General features: G+C 38.9%; 20 protein-coding genes. 5 read left to right on the top strand and 15 right to left on the bottom strand.

Annotated features, from left to right (window positions below; genetic code table 11):
- The first annotated feature begins 1 nt into the window (after position 1).
- The 3 genes from GM418_RS02365 to GM418_RS02355 all read left to right on the top strand — a co-directional run bounded on the left by GM418_RS02365 (position 2) and on the right by GM418_RS02355 (position 6015).
- A complete protein-coding gene (locus tag GM418_RS02365; protein ID WP_158862770.1) occupies positions 2–1780 on the top strand; it encodes an alpha-L-fucosidase in 1779 nt (592 codons plus the stop codon).
- A 324-nt stretch (positions 1781–2104) separates the two neighbouring features.
- Positions 2105–3898, top strand: coding sequence for an alpha-L-fucosidase (locus tag GM418_RS02360; RefSeq protein WP_158862768.1), 1794 nt, complete (start codon positions 2105–2107; stop codon positions 3896–3898).
- Positions 3899–4356: 458 nt separating this feature from the next.
- Positions 4357–6015 (top strand): alpha-L-fucosidase, encoded by a 1659-nt coding sequence (locus tag GM418_RS02355; protein ID WP_158862766.1) that lies wholly within the window; start codon positions 4357–4359, stop codon positions 6013–6015.
- Between the two features lie 193 nt (positions 6016–6208).
- Here GM418_RS02355 and GM418_RS32025 read toward each other — a convergent pair whose 3' ends face one another.
- The 15 genes from GM418_RS32025 to GM418_RS02275 all read right to left on the bottom strand — a co-directional run bounded on the left by GM418_RS32025 (position 6209) and on the right by GM418_RS02275 (position 18103).
- Positions 6209–6568, bottom strand: coding sequence for an IS66 family transposase zinc-finger binding domain-containing protein (locus GM418_RS32025; RefSeq protein ID WP_158862764.1), 360 nt, complete (start codon positions 6566–6568; stop codon positions 6209–6211).
- A complete protein-coding gene (locus tag GM418_RS32020; protein WP_425482391.1) occupies positions 6522–6674 on the bottom strand; it encodes a hypothetical protein in 153 nt (50 codons plus the stop codon). Before GM418_RS32020 ends, GM418_RS32025 begins: the two co-directional genes overlap by 47 nt.
- Positions 6655–6885 (bottom strand): IS66 family insertion sequence element accessory protein TnpB, encoded by a 231-nt coding sequence (gene tnpB, locus GM418_RS02340; protein WP_158862762.1) that lies wholly within the window; start codon positions 6883–6885, stop codon positions 6655–6657. Before tnpB ends, GM418_RS32020 begins: the two co-directional genes overlap by 20 nt.
- Before the next feature lie 3 nt (positions 6886–6888).
- Positions 6889–7230 carry an IS66 family insertion sequence element accessory protein TnpA gene (gene tnpA, locus GM418_RS02335; protein ID WP_158862761.1) on the bottom strand — a complete coding sequence of 114 codons (342 nt, stop codon included), beginning with the start codon at positions 7228–7230 and terminating at the stop codon, positions 6889–6891.
- 363 nt (positions 7231–7593) lie between these two features.
- A complete protein-coding gene (locus tag GM418_RS02330) occupies positions 7594–7734 on the bottom strand; it encodes a hypothetical protein (protein WP_158862759.1) in 141 nt (46 codons plus the stop codon).
- The gene (locus GM418_RS02325) at positions 7731–8657 is read right to left on the bottom strand and encodes an IS3 family transposase (RefSeq protein ID WP_246222758.1); all 927 of its coding nucleotides are present in this window, start codon (positions 8655–8657) and stop codon (positions 7731–7733) included. Before GM418_RS02325 ends, GM418_RS02330 begins: the two co-directional genes overlap by 4 nt.
- 14 nt (positions 8658–8671) lie before the next feature.
- A complete protein-coding gene (locus GM418_RS02320; RefSeq protein ID WP_158862757.1) occupies positions 8672–9082 on the bottom strand; it encodes a hypothetical protein in 411 nt (136 codons plus the stop codon).
- A gap of 149 nt (positions 9083–9231) precedes the next feature.
- A complete protein-coding gene (locus tag GM418_RS02315; RefSeq protein ID WP_158862754.1) occupies positions 9232–9822 on the bottom strand; it encodes a hypothetical protein in 591 nt (196 codons plus the stop codon).
- 622 nt (positions 9823–10444) lie between these two features.
- Positions 10445–11179 carry an outer membrane lipoprotein-sorting protein gene (locus GM418_RS02310; protein ID WP_158862752.1) on the bottom strand — a complete coding sequence of 245 codons (735 nt, stop codon included), beginning with the start codon at positions 11177–11179 and terminating at the stop codon, positions 10445–10447.
- Positions 11180–11265: 86 nt separating this feature from the next.
- On the bottom strand, positions 11266–12540 hold the full coding sequence (locus GM418_RS02305; protein ID WP_158862750.1) for an ABC transporter permease: 1275 nt from the start codon (positions 12538–12540) through the stop codon (positions 11266–11268).
- Positions 12537–13712, bottom strand: coding sequence for an ABC transporter permease (locus GM418_RS02300; protein ID WP_158862748.1), 1176 nt, complete (start codon positions 13710–13712; stop codon positions 12537–12539). The genes GM418_RS02305 and GM418_RS02300 overlap by 4 nt, the downstream gene beginning before the upstream one ends.
- Positions 13713–13724: 12 nt before the next feature.
- Positions 13725–14423 (bottom strand): ABC transporter ATP-binding protein, encoded by a 699-nt coding sequence (locus GM418_RS02295; RefSeq protein WP_158862746.1) that lies wholly within the window; start codon positions 14421–14423, stop codon positions 13725–13727.
- A gap of 360 nt (positions 14424–14783) precedes the next feature.
- On the bottom strand, positions 14784–15953 hold the full coding sequence (locus GM418_RS02285) for a hypothetical protein (RefSeq protein WP_158862742.1): 1170 nt from the start codon (positions 15951–15953) through the stop codon (positions 14784–14786).
- Positions 15934–16530: a TetR/AcrR family transcriptional regulator gene (locus tag GM418_RS02280; protein WP_158862740.1), complete on the bottom strand. Its 597-nt coding sequence runs from the start codon at positions 16528–16530 to the stop codon at positions 15934–15936. Before GM418_RS02280 ends, GM418_RS02285 begins: the two co-directional genes overlap by 20 nt.
- A 670-nt stretch (positions 16531–17200) precedes the next feature.
- Positions 17201–18103 (bottom strand): AraC family transcriptional regulator, encoded by a 903-nt coding sequence (locus GM418_RS02275; RefSeq protein WP_158862738.1) that lies wholly within the window; start codon positions 18101–18103, stop codon positions 17201–17203.
- A 190-nt stretch (positions 18104–18293) separates the two neighbouring features.
- Here GM418_RS02275 and GM418_RS02270 point away from each other — a divergent pair, with 190 nt between their 5' ends.
- On the top strand, positions 18294–19421 hold the full coding sequence (locus GM418_RS02270) for an L-rhamnose/proton symporter RhaT (RefSeq protein WP_158862736.1): 1128 nt from the start codon (positions 18294–18296) through the stop codon (positions 19419–19421).
- Positions 19421–19735, top strand: coding sequence for an L-rhamnose mutarotase (gene rhaM / locus GM418_RS02265; RefSeq protein WP_158862734.1), 315 nt, complete (start codon positions 19421–19423; stop codon positions 19733–19735). Before GM418_RS02270 ends, rhaM begins: the two co-directional genes overlap by 1 nt.
- Positions 19736–19743 lie beyond the last annotated feature (8 nt).

Here is a 19743-nt window from a genome sequence, read left to right as displayed (position 1 = left end):
AATGAAAAAAATAATTATTCTCATTGCGTTATTAAACGCTTTCACCCCAATGATTTTTGCCCAAAAAAATATCGCACAAGATGAGCGAATGGAATGGTGGCGTGATGCCCGTTTTGGCATGTTTATTCACTGGGGTTTATATGCTATTCCTGCCGGTGAATGGGAAGGAAAAGAGTATCCGCAAATAGGTGAATGGATAATGAAGAACGCGAGGATTCCTGTAGCAGAATATGAAAAACTGGCACAACAATTTAATCCGGTAAAGTTTAATGCACACGATTTTGTAATGACAGCAAAAAATGCCGGCATGAAATACATTACCATCACATCGAAACATCATGACGGCTTTGCCATGTTTAAATCGGAAGCATCAAAGTATAATATTGTAGATGCCACTCCTTATGGTAAAGATGTTATAAAAGCACTGGCTGATGAATGCCACAAGCAGGAGCTAAAATTATGTTTTTATTACTCCCAGTCCCGAGACTGGCATGAACCTAATGGACTGGACAACGATTGGGACTTTCCAAAGGAGCGTGACTTTCAGAAATACCTGGATGAGAAAGTAAAACCACAACTTACGGAATTACTCACCAACTATGGCCTTGTCGGAATGATATGGTTTGACACACCAATGACTATTTCCGAAGAACAGGCGCAAAGCTTGAAGAACCTCGTGCGGAGTTTACAACCAGCATGTATTATCAGTGGAAGACTGGGAGGTGGCGTTGAAACTGATTATAAGTCCACCGGCGACAATGTGATTCCGGCCGAAACGGTTTCTGGCGACTGGGAAGTTCCTGCTACGTTAAATAATACTTGGGGATTTAAGAAAAACGACCATAACTGGAAATCGCCTGAAGCGCTTACACGCTTGCTTTTTGATATTGCAGCAAAGGGAGGTAATTACCTGCTGAATGTAGGCCCTACAGCGGAAGGAGTAATCCCACAGGCATCTGTAGATATCTTGGCTAAAGTGGGCAAGTGGATGAAAACAAATAGTGAATGCATTTACGGGACAAAGGCCAGTCCGTACAAAATGGAATTTAAGTGGGGAAACATCACTCAAAAACCGGGAAAACTGTATCTGGGTATATTTAATTGGCCCGGAAGCGATTTTTATCTTGAAGGACTAAAAAATAAAGTAAAGAAAGTGTACTTGCTATCAGATAAGCAACAAAAAGTGTTGCCCTTTAAAGAATATTACAATTCAGATACTGACCACCACCGGCTAAAAATAGATCTTCCTGAAGAGGCACCGGATAAAGTTGTTTCCGTTGTCGTTATAGAAATTGAAGGATCGGCTAGTGTTGAGACCTCAATTTGCCAACAAGCTGATAAAACTATATTGTTATCCGGGATTTTGGGAGAAGCAAGAAAAGGGAACCAACCGGCTGAACTTAATTTTACTGCCCGCGGAGGAGGTGCCAATTGGTTGGATACCGGAATCAATCTGACATGGAATTTCAAGGTTGAAAATGCCGGAACTTTTAAGGTTGATTTGGTAACAACAGAAACAGGCTCACATGGTTCTCCTGTCTGGCAAGGCGGACAGATAATAAAAATCAGTTGTGCAGGTCAGCAATCAGAAACGATTGTAACCGATGACAGCAGGGAATACAATCCGCGAAGCCAATACTGGAAACTCATTCATACTTCGGCAGGTAAAATTAAATTCGAAGAACCGGGAACATATCAATTGTCGTTGGTTCCTGAGAATTTTACTGAAAATAAAATTGGTTTTACATTTAAGGAAATTAACCTTATTCCGGTAAGATAATTTGAGCTAATGACTCTAATACCTTTTAATGATAAAAATTTTGTCGTTCAATTTTTTATTTTTTCTCTTCCAAATCAATGTTGTTACCGAGAAAACTGATATTAAATCATTATCCCAGCTTTCTGAAACTGATAAGCCGAATTTTATTCTTATCATAACTGACAATTTAGGATATGGGAAAATTGATTGCCAATTATATCAAAAAATGCAAAACACCTCAACAAATCCTCAGAAAATAAAGAAATGGATGACTTGTCAGAAATTAATTGGATGAAAAATTGAAAAAATTCACATTATACTATTTAAATTATAAACCATGTATAAATGAACAGAAAATTAATATTTATGTTAATTGCGGTATTTCTTAATATGAACGTTTTTTCTCAGGAAGAAATTTGGGATGAAACAGAAGAAGAAAAAACCGAGCGGCTTCAGTGGTGGAACGATGCCCGATTTGGGATGTTCATTCATTGGGGACCCTATTCTCAACTTGCCGGAGAGTATAAAGGAGAACGAATTGATGGAATTGCTGAATGGATAATGAAGCATGCTAAAATACCTGTTAATGAGTATCGCGAACTTGCTCATGAAATGAATCCTATCAAGTTTGATGCTGGTAAATGGGTTCAATTGGCTAAAGCTACCGGCATGAAATATATTGTAATAACTGCTAAGCATCACGATGGTTTTGCAATGTATAAGTCTGAAGTTTCGCCATATAATATTGTAGATTGGACTTCGTTTAATCGAGATCCATTGAAAGAACTATCACAGGCATGTGCTAAAGAAGGGATAAAATTCTGCGTTTATTATTCTCACAGAGAGGATTGGGATCACCCCGGAGGATATGGGAACAACTGGGATTATGATAATGATTGGGGTAGCCATCTATACAATCAAGAAAATTTCAGGAAATATCTTGAAGAAAAAGCGAAACCTCAACTACGAGAATTACTTACAAATTACGGTCCTATAGGATTAGTCTGGTTCGACAGGGGGATGTACACACAAGAACAAGGGTTTGAGTTTGTCAATCTTTTACATAATCTTCAACCATCAATTCTTGTAAATGGCCGTGTGGGAAATTATGATCAGGAAATTCTTGGAGATTATCAAAATATGAACGATAACGGCACGCCTCCTGGAGGAATTGAAGAATATTGGGAATCTCCACAGACACTAAATGATACATGGGGATTCAGCAAATATGACACAAATTGGAAAACACCGGAATATGTAATTCAACGCCTTCTTGAAATTGTTAGCCGGGGCGGAAATTATCTTTTGAATATAGGCCCAAAAGGGAATGGAGAAATACCTGATGCTACAATTGAAATATTCAGTAAGGTCGGACCTTGGGTGAAGCGCAATGCTGAAAGTATTTATGGAACAACTGCCAATCCATTCGGTGAATTACCATGGGGCTACTGCACCGTCAACGGGAACAAACTCTATCTTTTTATTCGTGATTGGCCACAAGATGGTGTGCTAATGGTACATGGTCTGAAAAATGCAGTAACCTCAGCCTATATGCTCCTTAATAAAACATCAAAACTGGCAGTTTCGCAAAATGAAAAACAGACTCAAATTTCTCTTCCCAAAAGTCCGATCGATGATCCTATTTCAGTGTTGGTGCTTGAGATAGATGGATGCCCAAGGGTTGATCCTCCGATTGTATTGCAGGGTGATTCAGGATTAATCCGATTAGACTATTTAAAAGTAATTACTCAAGGTAAGACAAAGACACGATTTAATCGCAAGGGAGGATTTCATATCTCAAAATGGACTGGGCCCGAAGATACTGCAGAATGGCTTATACATGTGAATGAACCTGGGAAATTCAAAATAAATATAACCTATGCGGCGAATAAGGAATGGGAGCAGCAGCCCTTTGAAATAACAATTGGAAAATCAAATATAGAAAGGCATGTGGTTTATACAGGTGATTGGTATAATTATCATGAGTTTCCCTCTGGATATATTGATCTTCCGAATGCAGGAGAGTATACTTTAACCATACGGCCGAAGGTGTCAGGTCGTACCTTTCTGATGTACCTGCAATCAATAACACTAAGTCCAGTAAAAAAAATAAAGCAAGAAGGATGGGGAGCAGACTAGTGTAATAGAATTTCATATCTAACAAGAAAAATTAATGAATATAAATTTCGATAATAACTAAAACCAGATTAATATGAAAGAATTTTATTCATTATCGTTTTTGTACATATATTAAAAACACTTTTTCAGTAAAATGAAACACGATCTTGGGAAAGAAGCGTTGATGAAGAATGCAAAGATATTGTGCGGGGATAAAATCGAACGTCCGCCGATAATAATGAGGAAAGGTAAACCGCAGTTACTTTATGCTGCATCAGGCGTCAACTTTACATAAAAAACACCCTTTGCTTTTGTGTTTTACGTATTCTGGATACAAATGAAAATAGCATAGAAAAGAATTAAGTTGAATTTTTACTTATACAAACAATGAAATCAATAAAACTATTAAGCATTCTATTCCTGATCAATACAAAACACATTTTTATAAATTATTTAGAATATTAAAAGAAGGACAATAAATGACACCAATTTCAAAAAAACATCTAAGCCAAAAATTGTTATTTTTTCTGACTTTAATTTTTACAGTACTATTTCCACTAATTCTTTATGCACAGGAATCGGAAAAGGCATTTCACGAGCGCATGAGATGGTGGGACGAAGGACGTTTGGGAATGTTCCTGCACTGGGGCGTTTACTCGACTTTTGGTGGTGAGTATAACGGAAGTGATTATGGGAAAGAAGTTGGACAAGCCAGTGCAGAGTGGATTTATCTCAAATCCAATATGCCAGTGTCAGAATATCGGAATGCTGCTTTAAATTGGAATCCATCTGAATTTAATGCGGAGGAATGGGTTAAAATGGCAAAACAAGCGGGCATGAAATACATGGTACTTACATCAAAACACCATGATGGCTACGCACTTTTTAATTCTGACGTTTCTGACTGGAATATTGTAAAATCATCTGCAATAAAGCGCGATTTGGTAAAAGAATTTATTGCAGCGTGCAGGAAATACGATATGAAAGTAGGTTTTTATTATTCCCACGAAAAAGATTGGAAACACCATGCACGAAAAAATCAGGATTTAAATCCATTACCTGATAAATATGTAGATTTTGCTAAAAAACAGATAACAGAGTTACTTACGAAATATGGAAAAATTGACTTGATTTGGTATGATACACCCGTTCAGGCTCATGAAGAATTTAATAAAATGTGTGCAGGATTAATTCGAAAATACCAGCCGGAATGTATCATAAATGGGCGGATTGGAAATGGACTGGGAGATTATAAAAACATTGGAGATCGTGCCATTGTAGATCCAGGTTTGACAGAATATATGGAGTCAATTATGACCATGAGACTAAATTGGGGATATGATAAAAATGATGATTTTTGGAAGTCATCTGATGAACTAATAAAAATGGTAAGTAAAAGTGCTTGTCGTGGTTCAAATTTTTTGTTGAATATTGGACCTACTCCTGAAGGTACTTTCCCTTTGCAGGATCAGATAAGGTTGCGCGATCTGGGAAAATGGATGGATATAAATGGTGAAGCCATTTACAAGACCAAAGGTAGTCCTTTTCCCAAAGAACATGTGTGGGGATCTTTGTCACAGCGCAAAGAAAACAACTTTATTTATTTGCACTTATGGAATTGGACAGGAGGCCCCATTACAGTAAATGGATTAAAATCACCTGTAAAAAACGCAATATTTTTGGACACAGGTGAGAAATTGTCTGTTGTTCAGGAAAAAAACTCTACTTCACTAATGGTTGAATTACCTGAAAAGAACAATGCAAACATGTTGCGTATTATTAAATTAGAAACAGAAGGTAAAGGGTTCGATTTAACAAAAGGCCCGGACTTTGAAGGACCAAAAATAAAGCATGTAACTAGCCGAAAAATTACTGGTACAATAACAAGTATAAATGGTGTTGATTTTTCAATCTTAGGAAAGCACGTAATATCATCTAAAACAGGTTGTGAAATATATGATGATCAAGATGAAACGATTCAATTTACTTTAAATGACCACGTACGATTCAGATTAAATAAAAATGGGGATATACGCACTGTGCAAAACATTAATTTATTGGAAGGTTCAAAATACCATGTTGTTTATAGTCCCTATCAGAATGGATGGGAAGTAGAAATCGTAACTAAATTGGAATAATTGAAAAGATTAACTTGAAGAGAAGAAATAATAATTAAAAATTCTTATTTCAGATGTAATAGCTTGTTGAATTTTCCCTTTTAATTGTTTGTATCAGCTTTTAAAAAAAACAATTTTACAAATAATCGCATATTGGAAGTACTACATTTGACCGGATGGTATGTTTGTAATGACTATTACAGCAACTCCTACTTTAATAACTATGATTATGCTTGGCGTATTTGGTGCAGTTCCAGCTTTTGATAGGTATTTTATCAGGGGGATACGGCAGTGGGGCAATGACGCCTGTATGTGTTAATGTTTCTTCATCTTCGGGTTTGAGGTATTTGGGCCGGATAAATCTTTTGATAAAAAATTTTGCCGGAACAAGTTCCAGTTGGTCTGTAACTTCCCTGCCAATGCACTTCATTCCGGTGGTATCTTCTTCCGGTTCAAGGACGATTTCTTCCACTGGCAAGTGGTCGGGTAAGGGTATACGTCCAGGATGGTTTTTTCGGCCCTTCTTCTCACGGGTATATGTTATTGTTTTGGTAACGTTTCCTTTTCCGGACATTTTTAATGCTCAATCCATCGATAATCATCACCAGTTTGGCATAATCCAGGACAATACTTCCGCCCGAAAAATTGTACCGGGGAAGTTCAAAAGTCCCTTTTTCCAGGCGCTTGTAATATAAAATAAAGCCGGGGCCCCTGCCAGTGGAGCAGTTTTACCTTATCGCGGCGTTTATTGATAAAGATAAACACATCGCCGTTACAGGGATTCCGGCCAAGAATATTTTGTACCAGGCCACTCAGACCATCGAAACTTTTACGCATGTCGGTGGGCTGGCTGTACAAATGAAACTGATTTTCGGATGACAGGGCAAACATGCGCTAAAGGTTTATCAGGCTTTTCAACTGTCCGATATCAATCCCAGCCGGACAACTCAGTTGAACCCCATTGGGAAAAGATAGCTCTATCCGGCCATAACTTTCTTTTCCGGCCGCTGTCGTTCTGTCACTGGAAACTTTTACAGGGATAAATGCATCAGGAGTTTCTTTGTTCTGCTCAACCGAAAGTCTGTTTTCTTTCTTGTATTTTTTATACCAGTAGCTAAATGTTTTTACCGAGAGCTTTTCACGGGAACAAAACTTAATCTGAGATAACCCACTTTCCTGCCATAACTCTATGGCCAGGTACATCTCCTCTTTACTATACTTCTGATTCTTTCGCATGGCGCGAATTTAGAATCCGGCAGGAGATCTAACAAGACGAGGTTGGTAGAAGGGATACCAAAAACCAGCTTCAAGCCTCAAGTATACAATCACGTAGAATCGTAATCAAACTTTTCTTTTTCCTTGTTTCGCATTGTGAGCACAAAAAGTCCGGCTGTGGCGGGTCAAATCGCGTTGTGGGCACAAAAAATTGTATTGTGGAGGGTGAAAAGTCGTTGGGAAGGGTAAAAAGCCCCCGTGGAGGGTCAGATTCCACAGGGACTCTTAAAATCAATATTTTACAATTTGTCCTTTCCTGAAATAACTTGACAGATTTAACTTTAATTTCTGATAGATGTAAATATTTATTCTGCATTTACTGATTTACAAAACTATTTCATTTTTTATTCTTGCAAATTCTTTCCTGCATATTTTTAATCCCTGTAACTGCTCATTCCTTTCTGTCTTATCCCTGATTAAAGGGACAGATATAATTCTTCTTCCTGTTTTTTTGTGCAGCTTCATTTTTTATCGCTGGTTTTTGTTGCAGGTTTGTATTCTGTTGCTTCTTTTCCCGTCGTATTAAATTCCCGCTTTTTCCAGTGCTTTTTAAGTGATCCCGATTCCTTGTGTGCATCCACCGGAAGCATAAAATCCACGCTGCGGTGCGGACGTTTGTTGTTGTATTTGTAAACCGCAACCTTTGTTGCTTCCAGGGCTGCATGATAATCCGGGTAAGTTTCGTTTAAATCATATTCATTCTTTAAAATACCATTAACCCGCTCGGCTATAGCGTTTTCATAGGGGTCGCCGTTTTCTGTCATCGAAATATTGATATTTGAACCTTGCAGGTAGTTCACATAGTCGGTGCAGCAATACTGGATGCCGCGGTCGGAATGGTGGATAAGGTTCTGCTTCACCCCTTCCCCTGAAATGGCCATCTTTAGAGCATTTAAAGCCCCTTCGCTGGTGAGGTCGGGCCAGAGGCACCAGCCAACAATTTTTCTGGAATATGCATCGGTAACAAGCGAGAGGTAAACAAAACCTTTTTCAGTGCGAATGTAGGTTATGTCGCTAACCCATAAACGCCCGGAACTCATTATCTCAATATCCCTTACCAGGTTGGGATACTTGCGGAAAAAATGCTTCGAATTGGTTGTTTTAGGCCTGCGCCTGCGCCGCCTGACCAACAGGCCATGTTCCCGCAGCAGGATATAAAACTTGTCCCTTCCATATTTAATATTATGTTTCTGAAGGGTCGGCGCAATCAGCCGGTGGAGCTTCTCTGTCCCCATCCGCTTGTGCTCTTTACGCAAATCTTTTACCTGTCTTAATATAAAAACTTCCTCCATCTGGTACCCGGATTGACGTTTCCTATTGTCGTACCAGGCCTGGCGGGTAAACCCAAACAGTTCGCATAGTACCGCCTTGGAAACCAAAGGATACATGCGTGCCAGTACATCTACTGTTTGGGTCCAGACTTTTTTCTGATTTCGAGTTTGTAGTCGTTTTCTGCAATGTCAATCATAGTGTTCAGCGCCACATTCTTCATCTGCGCACGTTCCAACTGCTTTTCCAATTCCCTGATGCGTTTCTCCAACGCTTTGTGGTCTGTTCTTTCTTTTGCACTCATCATCTGTAAAGATATGTGGATTTCGTCGGAATATCTCTCCTGCCAGCGCTTTATGATCTTTTTATATTCAAATCTTGATAATGAAAATCGTTCCCGTGCTTCCTGGTAACTCATATTTCCAGCATCAATCTGCGCTACCAGCCAACGTCGGAAGCTTACTTCATAATTACTGTAATTAACTGTTTTTTCTTCAAATCCATCCATGTAATCTGTTAACATGGATTCATTCCTTTTTTTCATTTTCTTGACATTTTTGCGTCAAGTTATTTCAGTATAAGACAATTGATAACATCCTGCACTCCTGGTGCAGGGATTATTAAAACTTACAGGGTAAATACCCTGTAATATTTTCTTTTCATTCCCCTCTTTCGGAGGGGTTAGGGGAGGCTCTACGCATAGTATCTTTTCAATTTGTTTTCGTTTTTCCAGAATACATACTGGCCGTAATCGCGAATAATCCGGGCCTTTTCGGCCAGCAGGGTATAAGCCTTGTCACGCAATACTTTAGTCTCGTTACCTTCGCCGGCAGTGCCGTTTGAAGCAGCCAGCAATTCCGACATATTGTGCGAAAGGGTACGTGACTGCGCAAGTTTTTCCAAATCGAAATTTATAGCTGTCAGTGGTGCTGGGTATTTCTCACCCAAAACAGCCAAATCAAGCAGGTCCTGTACCATGTCTGCATTACTTCCGCTTTCGCGGATGCGTATCACTTTCTTTTTTACATCGTTGAGATTACGGTAAGCAAAAGAAAAATCATGCAGGAGTTCATCGCGGAATTCAAATGCCTGAGGCGATTGCTCTTTCCATTGGTTCTGGGCTTCCTCCTGCGCCCGGAAGACACTCATCCAGTTGGCCTGGCAATAACGCAGTGCGCCACTTAGCGGTGTTAATTCGTCAATCAGTGTCACACCCAGGCCGGCAGCCGCCAGGGCGTCGCGGTCTTCGTTGGCATCAACAGCGAGGGTTTCAGTACTTGCCACAAAATCATCAATGGGGAGATTTGGCAGCTTAACATCTTTTGTCGTAATGTTTTCAATGGTCTCTTTCCATTGTTCAAAATCATCAGATTAAGACATAATTTCATAAATTTACAATGTTAATATTATGCCCTTCAAAGGGCGTTATTGATCTCTGCCGGCAGGCTCCGTTAAAGCTTGCCGGTTTTTTTATTATTCAGGGTCAAATACAATTTTTTGTTAGTCAGAATTTTCTAATGTTCAGGGTGATTTTCATTTCATTTATTTTAAGGGTTTACAAAATGTAATCGATTTAATTGGGCGTCAATTTAATAATTATTTGAAAGAAAAATAATCGTTGCATTTGAAAATTCTGACTAACGTAAAAATTAGTCACTGATTTTCAGTTGTTTAACTTTTTCTCAAATTTATCATTTTTTAGCTCATTTTCGCAACCCATTTTACGTTAGCAACAGGATTTAATAAGCTCTGGAGAAATAGATAATTTAAGATTAAATCTATTTCGGACGTGCTTATGTGGGGAATGCTCCAAAACGTCCATGTCTAAAATCAGGAATGTGACAAATATCGAACCTATCCATTCGATGTTTGCCACAGTACTTTTTATGGATTTGGGGCAATTAAACTATTGTTTCAATGCAGCTTTGGTAAAAATATATTCCGGTATCTTCTGATTGAATTTTATGCTGGTAATTTCGAATTCGGTTCCATCGCCTTGTTTGAGCATGTCTTTGTATACTACTATTGAAGGAAACCAGCGTCCTTCAATTTTCTGCACATCGCTTAATGTTGAACGTTTGAGTAGCTGTCCGCTTTTGGCAAACAGCTCTTCTTTTAAAGGGATATAACGTTCAACGTCAATCCAAACTTTTCGGGATGCATAAGCCACATCTTCCACCTTTGCCGTGAGTTCGAGAATCCAGGTTTTTTGTCCGTCAATTTCTTCTTCTCCGGTTACTTTGGCATCATAAACATCCTGAAGTTTCCGGTCGTCCATCATGTCTTCGTATGATAGGTCGGAGCCCATAACCGACTGCCGCAGCATATGACCTGAAATCTGAATCGTACGGTCAGTAGAAGGGGAGTAGATCCACAATTGGTCTTCCAGTTTCAGCATCTTGGTCCCTTGCTCCCGCGCCGGAGATAAATATTCGGTATATGATTTTTTGTCGCCTACTGAATAGGTTTTTGAAGTTATAGTTCGGCTGTTTCTTTTTCCGTGAATAGTCATCGACGATTCAAAAACACGGTTTTCCGACGACATGTTTTTATCCACTCTATCCAGAATCTCGTTGGCATTAGGTTGCGCAAAAATCTGTGTCGTCATAAATATCAAACAGGCTGTTATTATTGATTTCATTTTGAATATTTTTTTAATCATTATTCTTTACAAATTGCCTTTGATTCCCCTCCTTTGGAGGGGCCAGGGGAGGCCCTTTATCTAACTTACGCTTCCAGTTCCTTAAACAGTTGCGCTGTTTTGCGTTTGTAAATTCCAATGCCGGCAAGCATGGTCCCCAGCACTGTTGAAATTAACCCGGGAATCAAACCCACGTAATAATCTACCGGTGTAATTCTTGCGCGTATGGTAGAAGGCATCATTAGCGCTCCTCCCTGCATCATCCCTGATATATCAATTCCATAGGTTTGAAGGAGCCAGGCAAAGAACAGCCCGAAGATGGTTCCAACCACTGTTCCGGCTATTCCGATAAAAACCGATTCAAAGATCAAGGTGCGGTAAACATGACTTTTTTCTTCTCCCATAGCCAGCCGAACACCAAATTCCCCATACCTGCGCAATCCGCCAAGAAGCCCGGCGTTCCAGAGGACCAGCGCCATTGCGAAAATAAATATCGCCGAAATATAAACGGTCCATCCTTTCGAAAGCGCTACATATTGCCCCATACTTCCCTGTTGGCTTAGCGTTCGCATCACCGGTGCATATTCATCGGCATCATCCTGATATTTGTTATTAAATGTTTCTGCAATCTGAAAAGCTTCATCATCATTGTACAGTCCTTCCGGTAAGAATCCAATAAGTTCACCTGCCGCATTTTGCATGTCAAGTGCGTTTCTGGCATCTTCCAAATCTACAATAATTGCCCCTCTGTCGAGTGCTTCGGCTCCGAAGGTTACTGTTCCGGCAACTTTAAAATTGTACATTGTCATGCTGCCGTTCATGGTTGAACCTATAAGTGTAACTTCATCTCCCGGATTTACGCCCAGTTTTTCTGAAAATAGTTCACTAAGCAAAGCTTCCCCCGGATGTTGAATCAAATTTCCCCGTACTAATGCATTTTCTATGTCAAGTCGATCTGCTTCACCACTGTGTCCTGATAAAAAATCAATTCCCAAACCCATGGCCGGGCCTTGTGCTTTGGTTTCGCCATTTTCATCCGGTGCATCAACCAGTCCGCCAAACTGAATTCGCGGAGTCCATTTAATCTCAGGATATTCTTTGTTTAGGTCTGCAACCAGTTCATCAACTTCCAAAAGAGCCAGATCGTTGGGTATCTGGTTCATATTGTCTGCGTAGGCTTTGGTCATTACCTTTAAATGACCATGTGTAAACCGGGCATTCAGTTCTATGGTATCGCCCATAAAACCATTAATGTAGGCATGCATGAACACGGTTAGCATAACACCTATAGAAACTATGATTATGGGCAGGCGGCTCCTGCTCTTGTCCCTGATTAATCCTTTTAAAAGAAATTTTATCATTGTAATTTCCCCCTTAAAGCTTCCGTTGGATTCATTTTTGCAATTTTTCGCGACGGCCAGTAACTCACCACAGTAGTCACCAACACGATTATCAGTACTGTCGAAATGACCAGGCCGGCACTGTAAACCGGGTAAAGCGTTTGCGCCATTGCCATCCCAAATTCACTGGCCTCAATCGGCATGGTCCATCCTGCTTTTGCCATCCAGATTAAAAATGGTAATCCGTATATGGCAGAAACGATAGCGGCTAAAATGGAATGCATGGCCCCTTCAACAGTAAACAGCCCGACTACTTCTTTACGGGTGTAGCCCAATGCAATGTAGGTTCCAATTTCTTTTTGTCTTCTGAAAATGGAAAGAACCTGTGTGTCGAAAATGGCTAGCATAGCCAGGAGTAACAGGATGGCGTAAAAAATGGATTGACCTACTGTTTTGGTTTGAATGAGTTCATCCACTGACTGGGTCAATGTTGCTGTATTTTTGTAACTCCATCCGGCAATTTCGGGTCGTTCCGACTGTTCTTCTCTAAAGGTGAGAATGGTAGCCTCTCCTTTCAGACTCATCATTTCCCGGAGTTTTTCCAGCGGGATATAGATTTTTCCTACGTCAACCGACGGGACATTACACGAAAAAATGTCGGTAATAATAACGTCGGTGGCATCAAACATTCCGTTAACATTTCGCCAACGGATGGTAACATAGTCACTCACATTTAATTTGAGGTTTCGTGATGCAACCGAGCCAATAATGGCAGGAATTGCCGAAGTTGTCGTGTCCATTTTTTCCGTTGGCAACATAAAAATACTTTGGTGCGGATTCATGCCTACGATGGCAATGGATTGCATTCGTCCCTGCGGGTAAATAGTGCCGCTTACTACCAGCGACGGAACAATTTCCCCGTTTGAAATTTCATTAATTAACGCTGTTGGGATTGCTGCATGACTTTCGGGAAGTGTAAACGGATCATATGGATCGTAATCCTTCTGCCAATACTGTCCGCCGCCAATTTCCCAGTTTTTCATGTCGGTTTTTGCCTGGTGATCCCAACCAACCATTATTCCCTTCATCCAAATAATCACCACAAACGAAAACGACAAAACAATCACATTTAGCCAGGTTCTTAAGCCAGCGCCTATGAGATTGCGGTATGCCAGTTTTATTGCTAGTTTCATTTTGATTCAGTTTTAATTGGTAGAAATTTCATCTTTGTCCACATTGCCATCTTTCAAAAAGATTTTCCGGCGGAGGTAATTAATCACTTTCTCGTCGTGCGTTGCAAACAGAAAAGTGGTTTTCAGTTCTTCGTTCAGATTAACCATGGTTTGGAGAATGTTATGTGAATTTGCCGCGTCGAGATTGGCGGTTGGTTCATCGGCCAAAACAATGGACGGTTTTTTTACCATGGCACGTGCAATGGCTACCCGCTGACATTCCCCGCCGGAGAGTTGTGGCGGTTTCGACTTTACTTTGTCGGTGAGTCCAACCCAGTCAAGGGCTTCCATCACCATCTTTTTACGTTCGGCTGCTGTGTATTTTAACAGAAGCAGCGGGAATTCAACATTTTCAAAAACATTGTGAACGGCAAGTAAATTGTAGCTCTGAAAGATAAAGCCCAGCTTTTCCTTGCGCAGCCGTGCTGCTCCTTTGGCGGTTAGCGAGCCAATTGACTCCCCTAAAACTTTTGCTTCGCCTGAAGAAGGTACATCGAGCGAACCAACAATATTCAGAAGAGTGGTTTTTCCCGAGCCACTCGGCCCGACCAGTCCCGCAAATTCTCCTTCACCAAAAGTAAGGTTAATGCCTTTCAAAGCGGTAAACTTCGATTTTCCCATCGGAAAAGATTTGGTGAGATGTTCAATTTTTATAATCGATGTGTTTTCCATTTTATGATAGTTACTTTTTATGGTTTTTTATTTTTCGCATTTCTGAAATACCGTTAGTGGTAAGTTGTAAATAGTAAATGGTTTTGAATGCTACGATTTATTAAGGTTACAAAACTGATTTGCTTTCAAAATCATGGAATTTATCTTCTTGCTTAATAATTTACATTGTTTGTTTAATGAGTAAAATTTTTCTTCAGAAGGAAATATTTTCGTTAATTGAAAAATTTCAAATGAAATACTCCTTGCCAATTTGTATGTTTCCAGTTCAGTAAATTCTTTAACAAAACTCATAACTATACTTTTTTACTAATTTTCATTTACCACTCACCACTACTATTCGCCATTCACTACTTCCCCGATTTAATAATTAAAAACCAGCATCACCTGAATGCCACTTCCGGCAAACAACATTTCTCCTGAGCCCTGAGTTGGGATATTGTACTTTTTAGGATTGATATAGCCCATAAAGTAGAGCGAGATTTTATTGAACTGTTTTTGCCAGTTTACAAAATTGTAGGCCGATTTGTTGGTCCAGTCGTAATAAACTATCGCACTTAAATTGTCGAACAAACCAATGGGGTAGGTCATGTTTAACAATGAGAATGTAACCGTATTTTCAAAACTGAAGGGCTTATTGTCGTAGGCAGCTACCAGTTGTTCGTAAACTATGTACAAACCGTTTCCAATTCCAAAGGTGTAATCCATTCCGAGGTTTATAATTTCCTGGTTGGTGAACATTCCCAGATTTTTGTTTTTGTTTATCCAGGTGGTTTCCAGCCAAAGTCCGATGGTTATATCCAGTTTGGTGTCAAAAGCAAAGCGGTTTTCAGGAATATTCCTGTAATAGTTGTCAAAATCTTCTAACCCAAAATTATCGGCTGACCGGTGATGGAAAGTTAAAGCCGCTTCTCCTTTTGAAACAGGAAACTGAAATCTTCCACCAAATTCAGGTGTGTTTTCTGTTGTTGGCATTGCTTCCCAACCTTTTGTTTTATTGTTTCCGAACAAACCCCACAACCAGATATTGGCATTGTTCAAAAAATAGTAACGTCCTAAAATTCCCCAAACTCCATCGGTTAGCCGGAGAGGATCACGTGGATCAACCTGGTCGAACCACATTAAGGGACGAAGTAGTGAAGCCGAGCCAAAATTGATTTTTTGCAGGCCTGCCCGAATCTCAAGTTGGTGGGTTGAGTATCGTGCCCAAAGCCGGTATGGTTTTATTTTTCCGGAAGTGTTTACGGAATCAAAAGGATTCAGCCCCATATTTCCGTAAGCATTTAACGAGGCTTCAAAATCGACTAGTTGGGCTTTTGTATTTTTGATTTCATAATTTATCTGCGGAATATATCTTGCACCGCTCCATAGTGGCAGCGTGTTATTCCCATTAAAATGTGTCCATGCTGAAAGCTGGCCTTTGAATAAAAGCGAATCATTAATTTCTGCTTTTTGTTCCTGTGCTGAAATGTTCAAAACACAAAAAAGCAGTAAGAAAGTCCCGGTTGAAAATTTAAGGCTTACTTTTTTCATTGTGTCGCGGAAATACTCCGAAAAAAAACAAGTTGGCATATTCCATAATCAAATCCTGCATGTTGTCATACATTTTTAATAGTTGCGGATCAGTCAACAGGTCGGTTGACTTAGAGCTGAAATAAAACATAAAATCCAGGTTCAGGTCTTTTCTTATAAAACCTTCATTCTGAGCTTTTATATAATCATATCGTACTTCTTTAGTAAATTCATCGGCACGCTTTTGCCAGTGAAGATGAAGGCCCAGTTTTTTATTTGAATAAATATCCTTAACAAATTCAGCACTGATTTCTTTGGTTCCTTCAAATTTTAGAAGCAATTGTTTCCTTATTTTTTCTTCGAAGGGAATATCTTGTTTCATCAGACTTCTGTATTTTTCAATTGACTCATCCATGATGTTATCAATGATGGTTTTTCCCAATTCAACTTTGTTGGAGAAAAAACGGTAGAAAGTCATTTTGCTTACATTCGCCTCTCTGCATATTTCTTCGATGCTTACTCTGCTGATTCCATGTTTCCAGAAAAGTTTACGGGCTGTGATAATAATATCTGAATATTTTGGACTCTCGTTAATCATTTTGTAAAATTTAGTACAATTATACGAATTTAGTAAATATTTATGATATTCGTATGGTATTTTTAAAAATATACAATTGTCTTTTTGTTTTGTTTAGTGTTTTTGACCTTGTTTAAAGTGATGATTTTAGGGTTTAGAATTCTGATATTGTTGGTATAAAATGCTGATTTTTAAGTTTTCTTATGAAGAAGGGTGGAGTATACGGTGATTTAATTTTAAAAGATATAACTTTAAAACATTAACCAGAGAAGGCTGGTTAAAAGAAAAGCTAGTTATTGTAAGGGTTGCTGTTGAGCAGCCCTTATTATTTTGAAAGAATCAGTTTTTTGTTGACATAAACACTCGTAATATTTTTGAAATCAACAATGTTAGATAAATCTGCTTTAATTATTATTATGATAATTTTGGTTTTTTATTTTCACTTTTTTTATTTTAATAATTAACTTTTGTTCTAAACAGGTTATTCAACCCCAAATGTGGGAATAGCAAGGAAAGGGAGCAAGTTCCGCTTATACAGCCACCTATTCTTAATAAAATTGTTGTTTTTATTTCCTCTAAAGAATTTGTTTTTAAAATAGAATTTTCTAATTTTACCGAACAAACCCTTATTTTTTATCTTTCTTAATACAATTATGGGCAGCTTTGAAGAGAGTTGCCCCCTTTCTTTGATTTATGGAAGGGGGAGTTCAGTTTTATTTTCCAGAATATTTTTCTTTTGGTACTGTGTAGGATTAAGTCCTTCTTTTTTCTTAAACAAATTACTAAAATAATAGATGGACTGAAAACCAAGTTCATTGCTTATTTCCTTTATGCTCTTGTCGGTTGAAATAAGCATTTCCTTTGCTCTCATTAGCTTAAGTTGCAGATGGTATTGTCCGGGAGACATGCTTGTATATTTTTTAAACATTTTTCGAAAATAAGAGTACCCAACATTATGTTGCTGGGCAAGTTCTTCAAGATTATATTCTTCTGAGACGTTTTGACGCATTAAAAAGCGCACCTCTTCGATTACTTTTGCAATTCGCTTTCCTGAAAATCCTTTTTGTTTTTCAAAAGAAATAATGTACCCCATTAATTTTATGATCATTCCGGAAGCAATAAGTTGATATCCCGGCTGTTCTTTGTCAGTAAAATCAAAAATTTTTAGATAGCTGTCAATTATTTCTTCCCTTATCCCGGTGCGAATTACCGGTTGTTTTGGAGAAAACAGTGGGTGCGCCATAAATTTTTCTGCTATTTCTCCGCCAAATCCAATAAAATTTTCTTCCCATCCGGTTTTTTGCAGAGGGCGGTAGCGGTGCCATTCGTTTGGAAAGATGACAAAAAGGTTTCCTTGCTTTACGGTGTAGGTACCATATCTGTTTTCAAGAATTCCTTCCCCATTTGTAATATAGTTGATTTGATATTCATTCAAAATCCTTCCTTCATCCCAATTAAAGTAATAACCTGACGGATGGTTAAGCGAGGGATAAACTTCATTTGGTTTAACAGAGGAAGTACCGGCAACATTGATGTAGACCCCCCAGTTAATATCTTCAGTACCGGTGGTTAGATATTTAAAGTTATTTTTCATTTTAGCAAAAATCGATATTCAAAAAAAGCAAAACAACAAAGTTTAGAAAAAAGTGTGCCAAAAAGTATAAATTATATGCCAAATTAAATATTGTTTTGGTGTGTTTATAAAACTATTTTTGGTTATTGATATTTTTCAACCGAATATCAAAAAAATAAAACTTAATATAAACTGATAAATTCAAACTTTTATGAATGTTATTCTTGGAATTTTATTCCACTCACTGGGTGGCGGCGCTTCCGGAAGCTGGTATATGCCATACAACTGGGTAAAAAAATGGCGCTGGGAAATTTATTGGATTACCGGTGGGATTTTTTCTTGGCTTATTATGCCATTTTTGGCTGTTGTTTTGACAATCCCCGACTGGCAGGGAATTTTACATGCCACCAGCAGCAGCGTAATTCGTAATACTTATATTATGGGTTTGTTATGGGGAATCGGAGGTCTGACATACGGGCTTGCGATACGGTATCTTGGCATGTCTCTGGGAAATTCAGTGCTGCTGGGTATTACCTCGGTTGTTGGTTCTCTGGGATTACCTGTTTTACGTAATATCCCGGGGGTAGCGGAAATTATTCCCGACGGAATCGCTTTTTCTGAGCTGTTTGGCAGTACAGGAGGGCGAATTGTTATTCTTGGAATTCTGATATTGTTGGCCGGAATTATTTTGAGTGGCCGGGCTGGGATTCAAAAAGACAAAGACCTCGGAAATGTTAAGGAAGGTGTTAACAGTGAATTCAGCCTGTCAAAGGGATTGATGATTGCGATTGTTTCGGGAGTTTTAAGCGCTTTTTTTAGTTTTGGAATAGATGCGGGCAAAGAAATGTCTGTTGTAGCGAGGTCGTTGGCAGTGGAACAGAGCTATCCGTTTCTGACACAGGAAGGAGGAAGTTTTAAATATCTCTTCGAAAATAATATTATCTTTTTCGTTATCCTCTGGGGTGGACTGACTACTAATTTTATATGGACAACTGCTCTCATTCTCCGAAATAAAACCGGTAGCGATTTCACCGATAAAAAAACTCCTTTATTGAGAAACTATCTGTTTTGCGCATTGGCTGGAACTACATGGTTTTTGCAATTCTTTTTCTACGGAATGGGCGAAACTAAAATCGGCAATGGTGCCAGTTCGTGGACGCTTCACATGGCTACCATTATTCTGACTGCAAACATGTGGGGTTTTTATCGTAAGGAATGGAAGGGCGTCTCAAAGAAGACGTATAATACGATATTAATCGGAATAGGTGCAATTTTGCTCTCGGTAATTGTTATTGGTATTGCTAAATGGTTATATCCTGAATTAAATGCACTTGGGTAATGAAACGTGTAGCTTTTAAGATGATTTTGAATGAAGGTCAGAAAGTGGAATACAAAAAACGCCACGATGAGATTTGGCCTGAACTGAAACAGCTGTTAAAAGAAGCTGGCATAAGCGAATATTCAATTTTTTTGGATGAGGATACCAATACTTTGTTTGCTTTTCAAAAAGTAAGCGGAGAGGGAGGCTCTCAAAATTTGGGAGAGACTGAAATTGTAAAAAAATGGTGGGCTTTTATGGCCGATATCATGAAAACCAATCCCGACAACTCACCGGTTTCGGTTAAATTGGAGGAAGTGTTTTTTATGGAATAGAAAAACAA

The organism is Maribellus comscasis, from assembly GCF_009762775.1.
Taxonomy (GTDB): Bacteria; Bacteroidota; Bacteroidia; order Bacteroidales; family Prolixibacteraceae; genus Draconibacterium; species Draconibacterium comscasis.
Note: the sequence above shows the minus strand (reverse complement) of the source record. Positions and strands in the feature narration are given on the sequence as shown.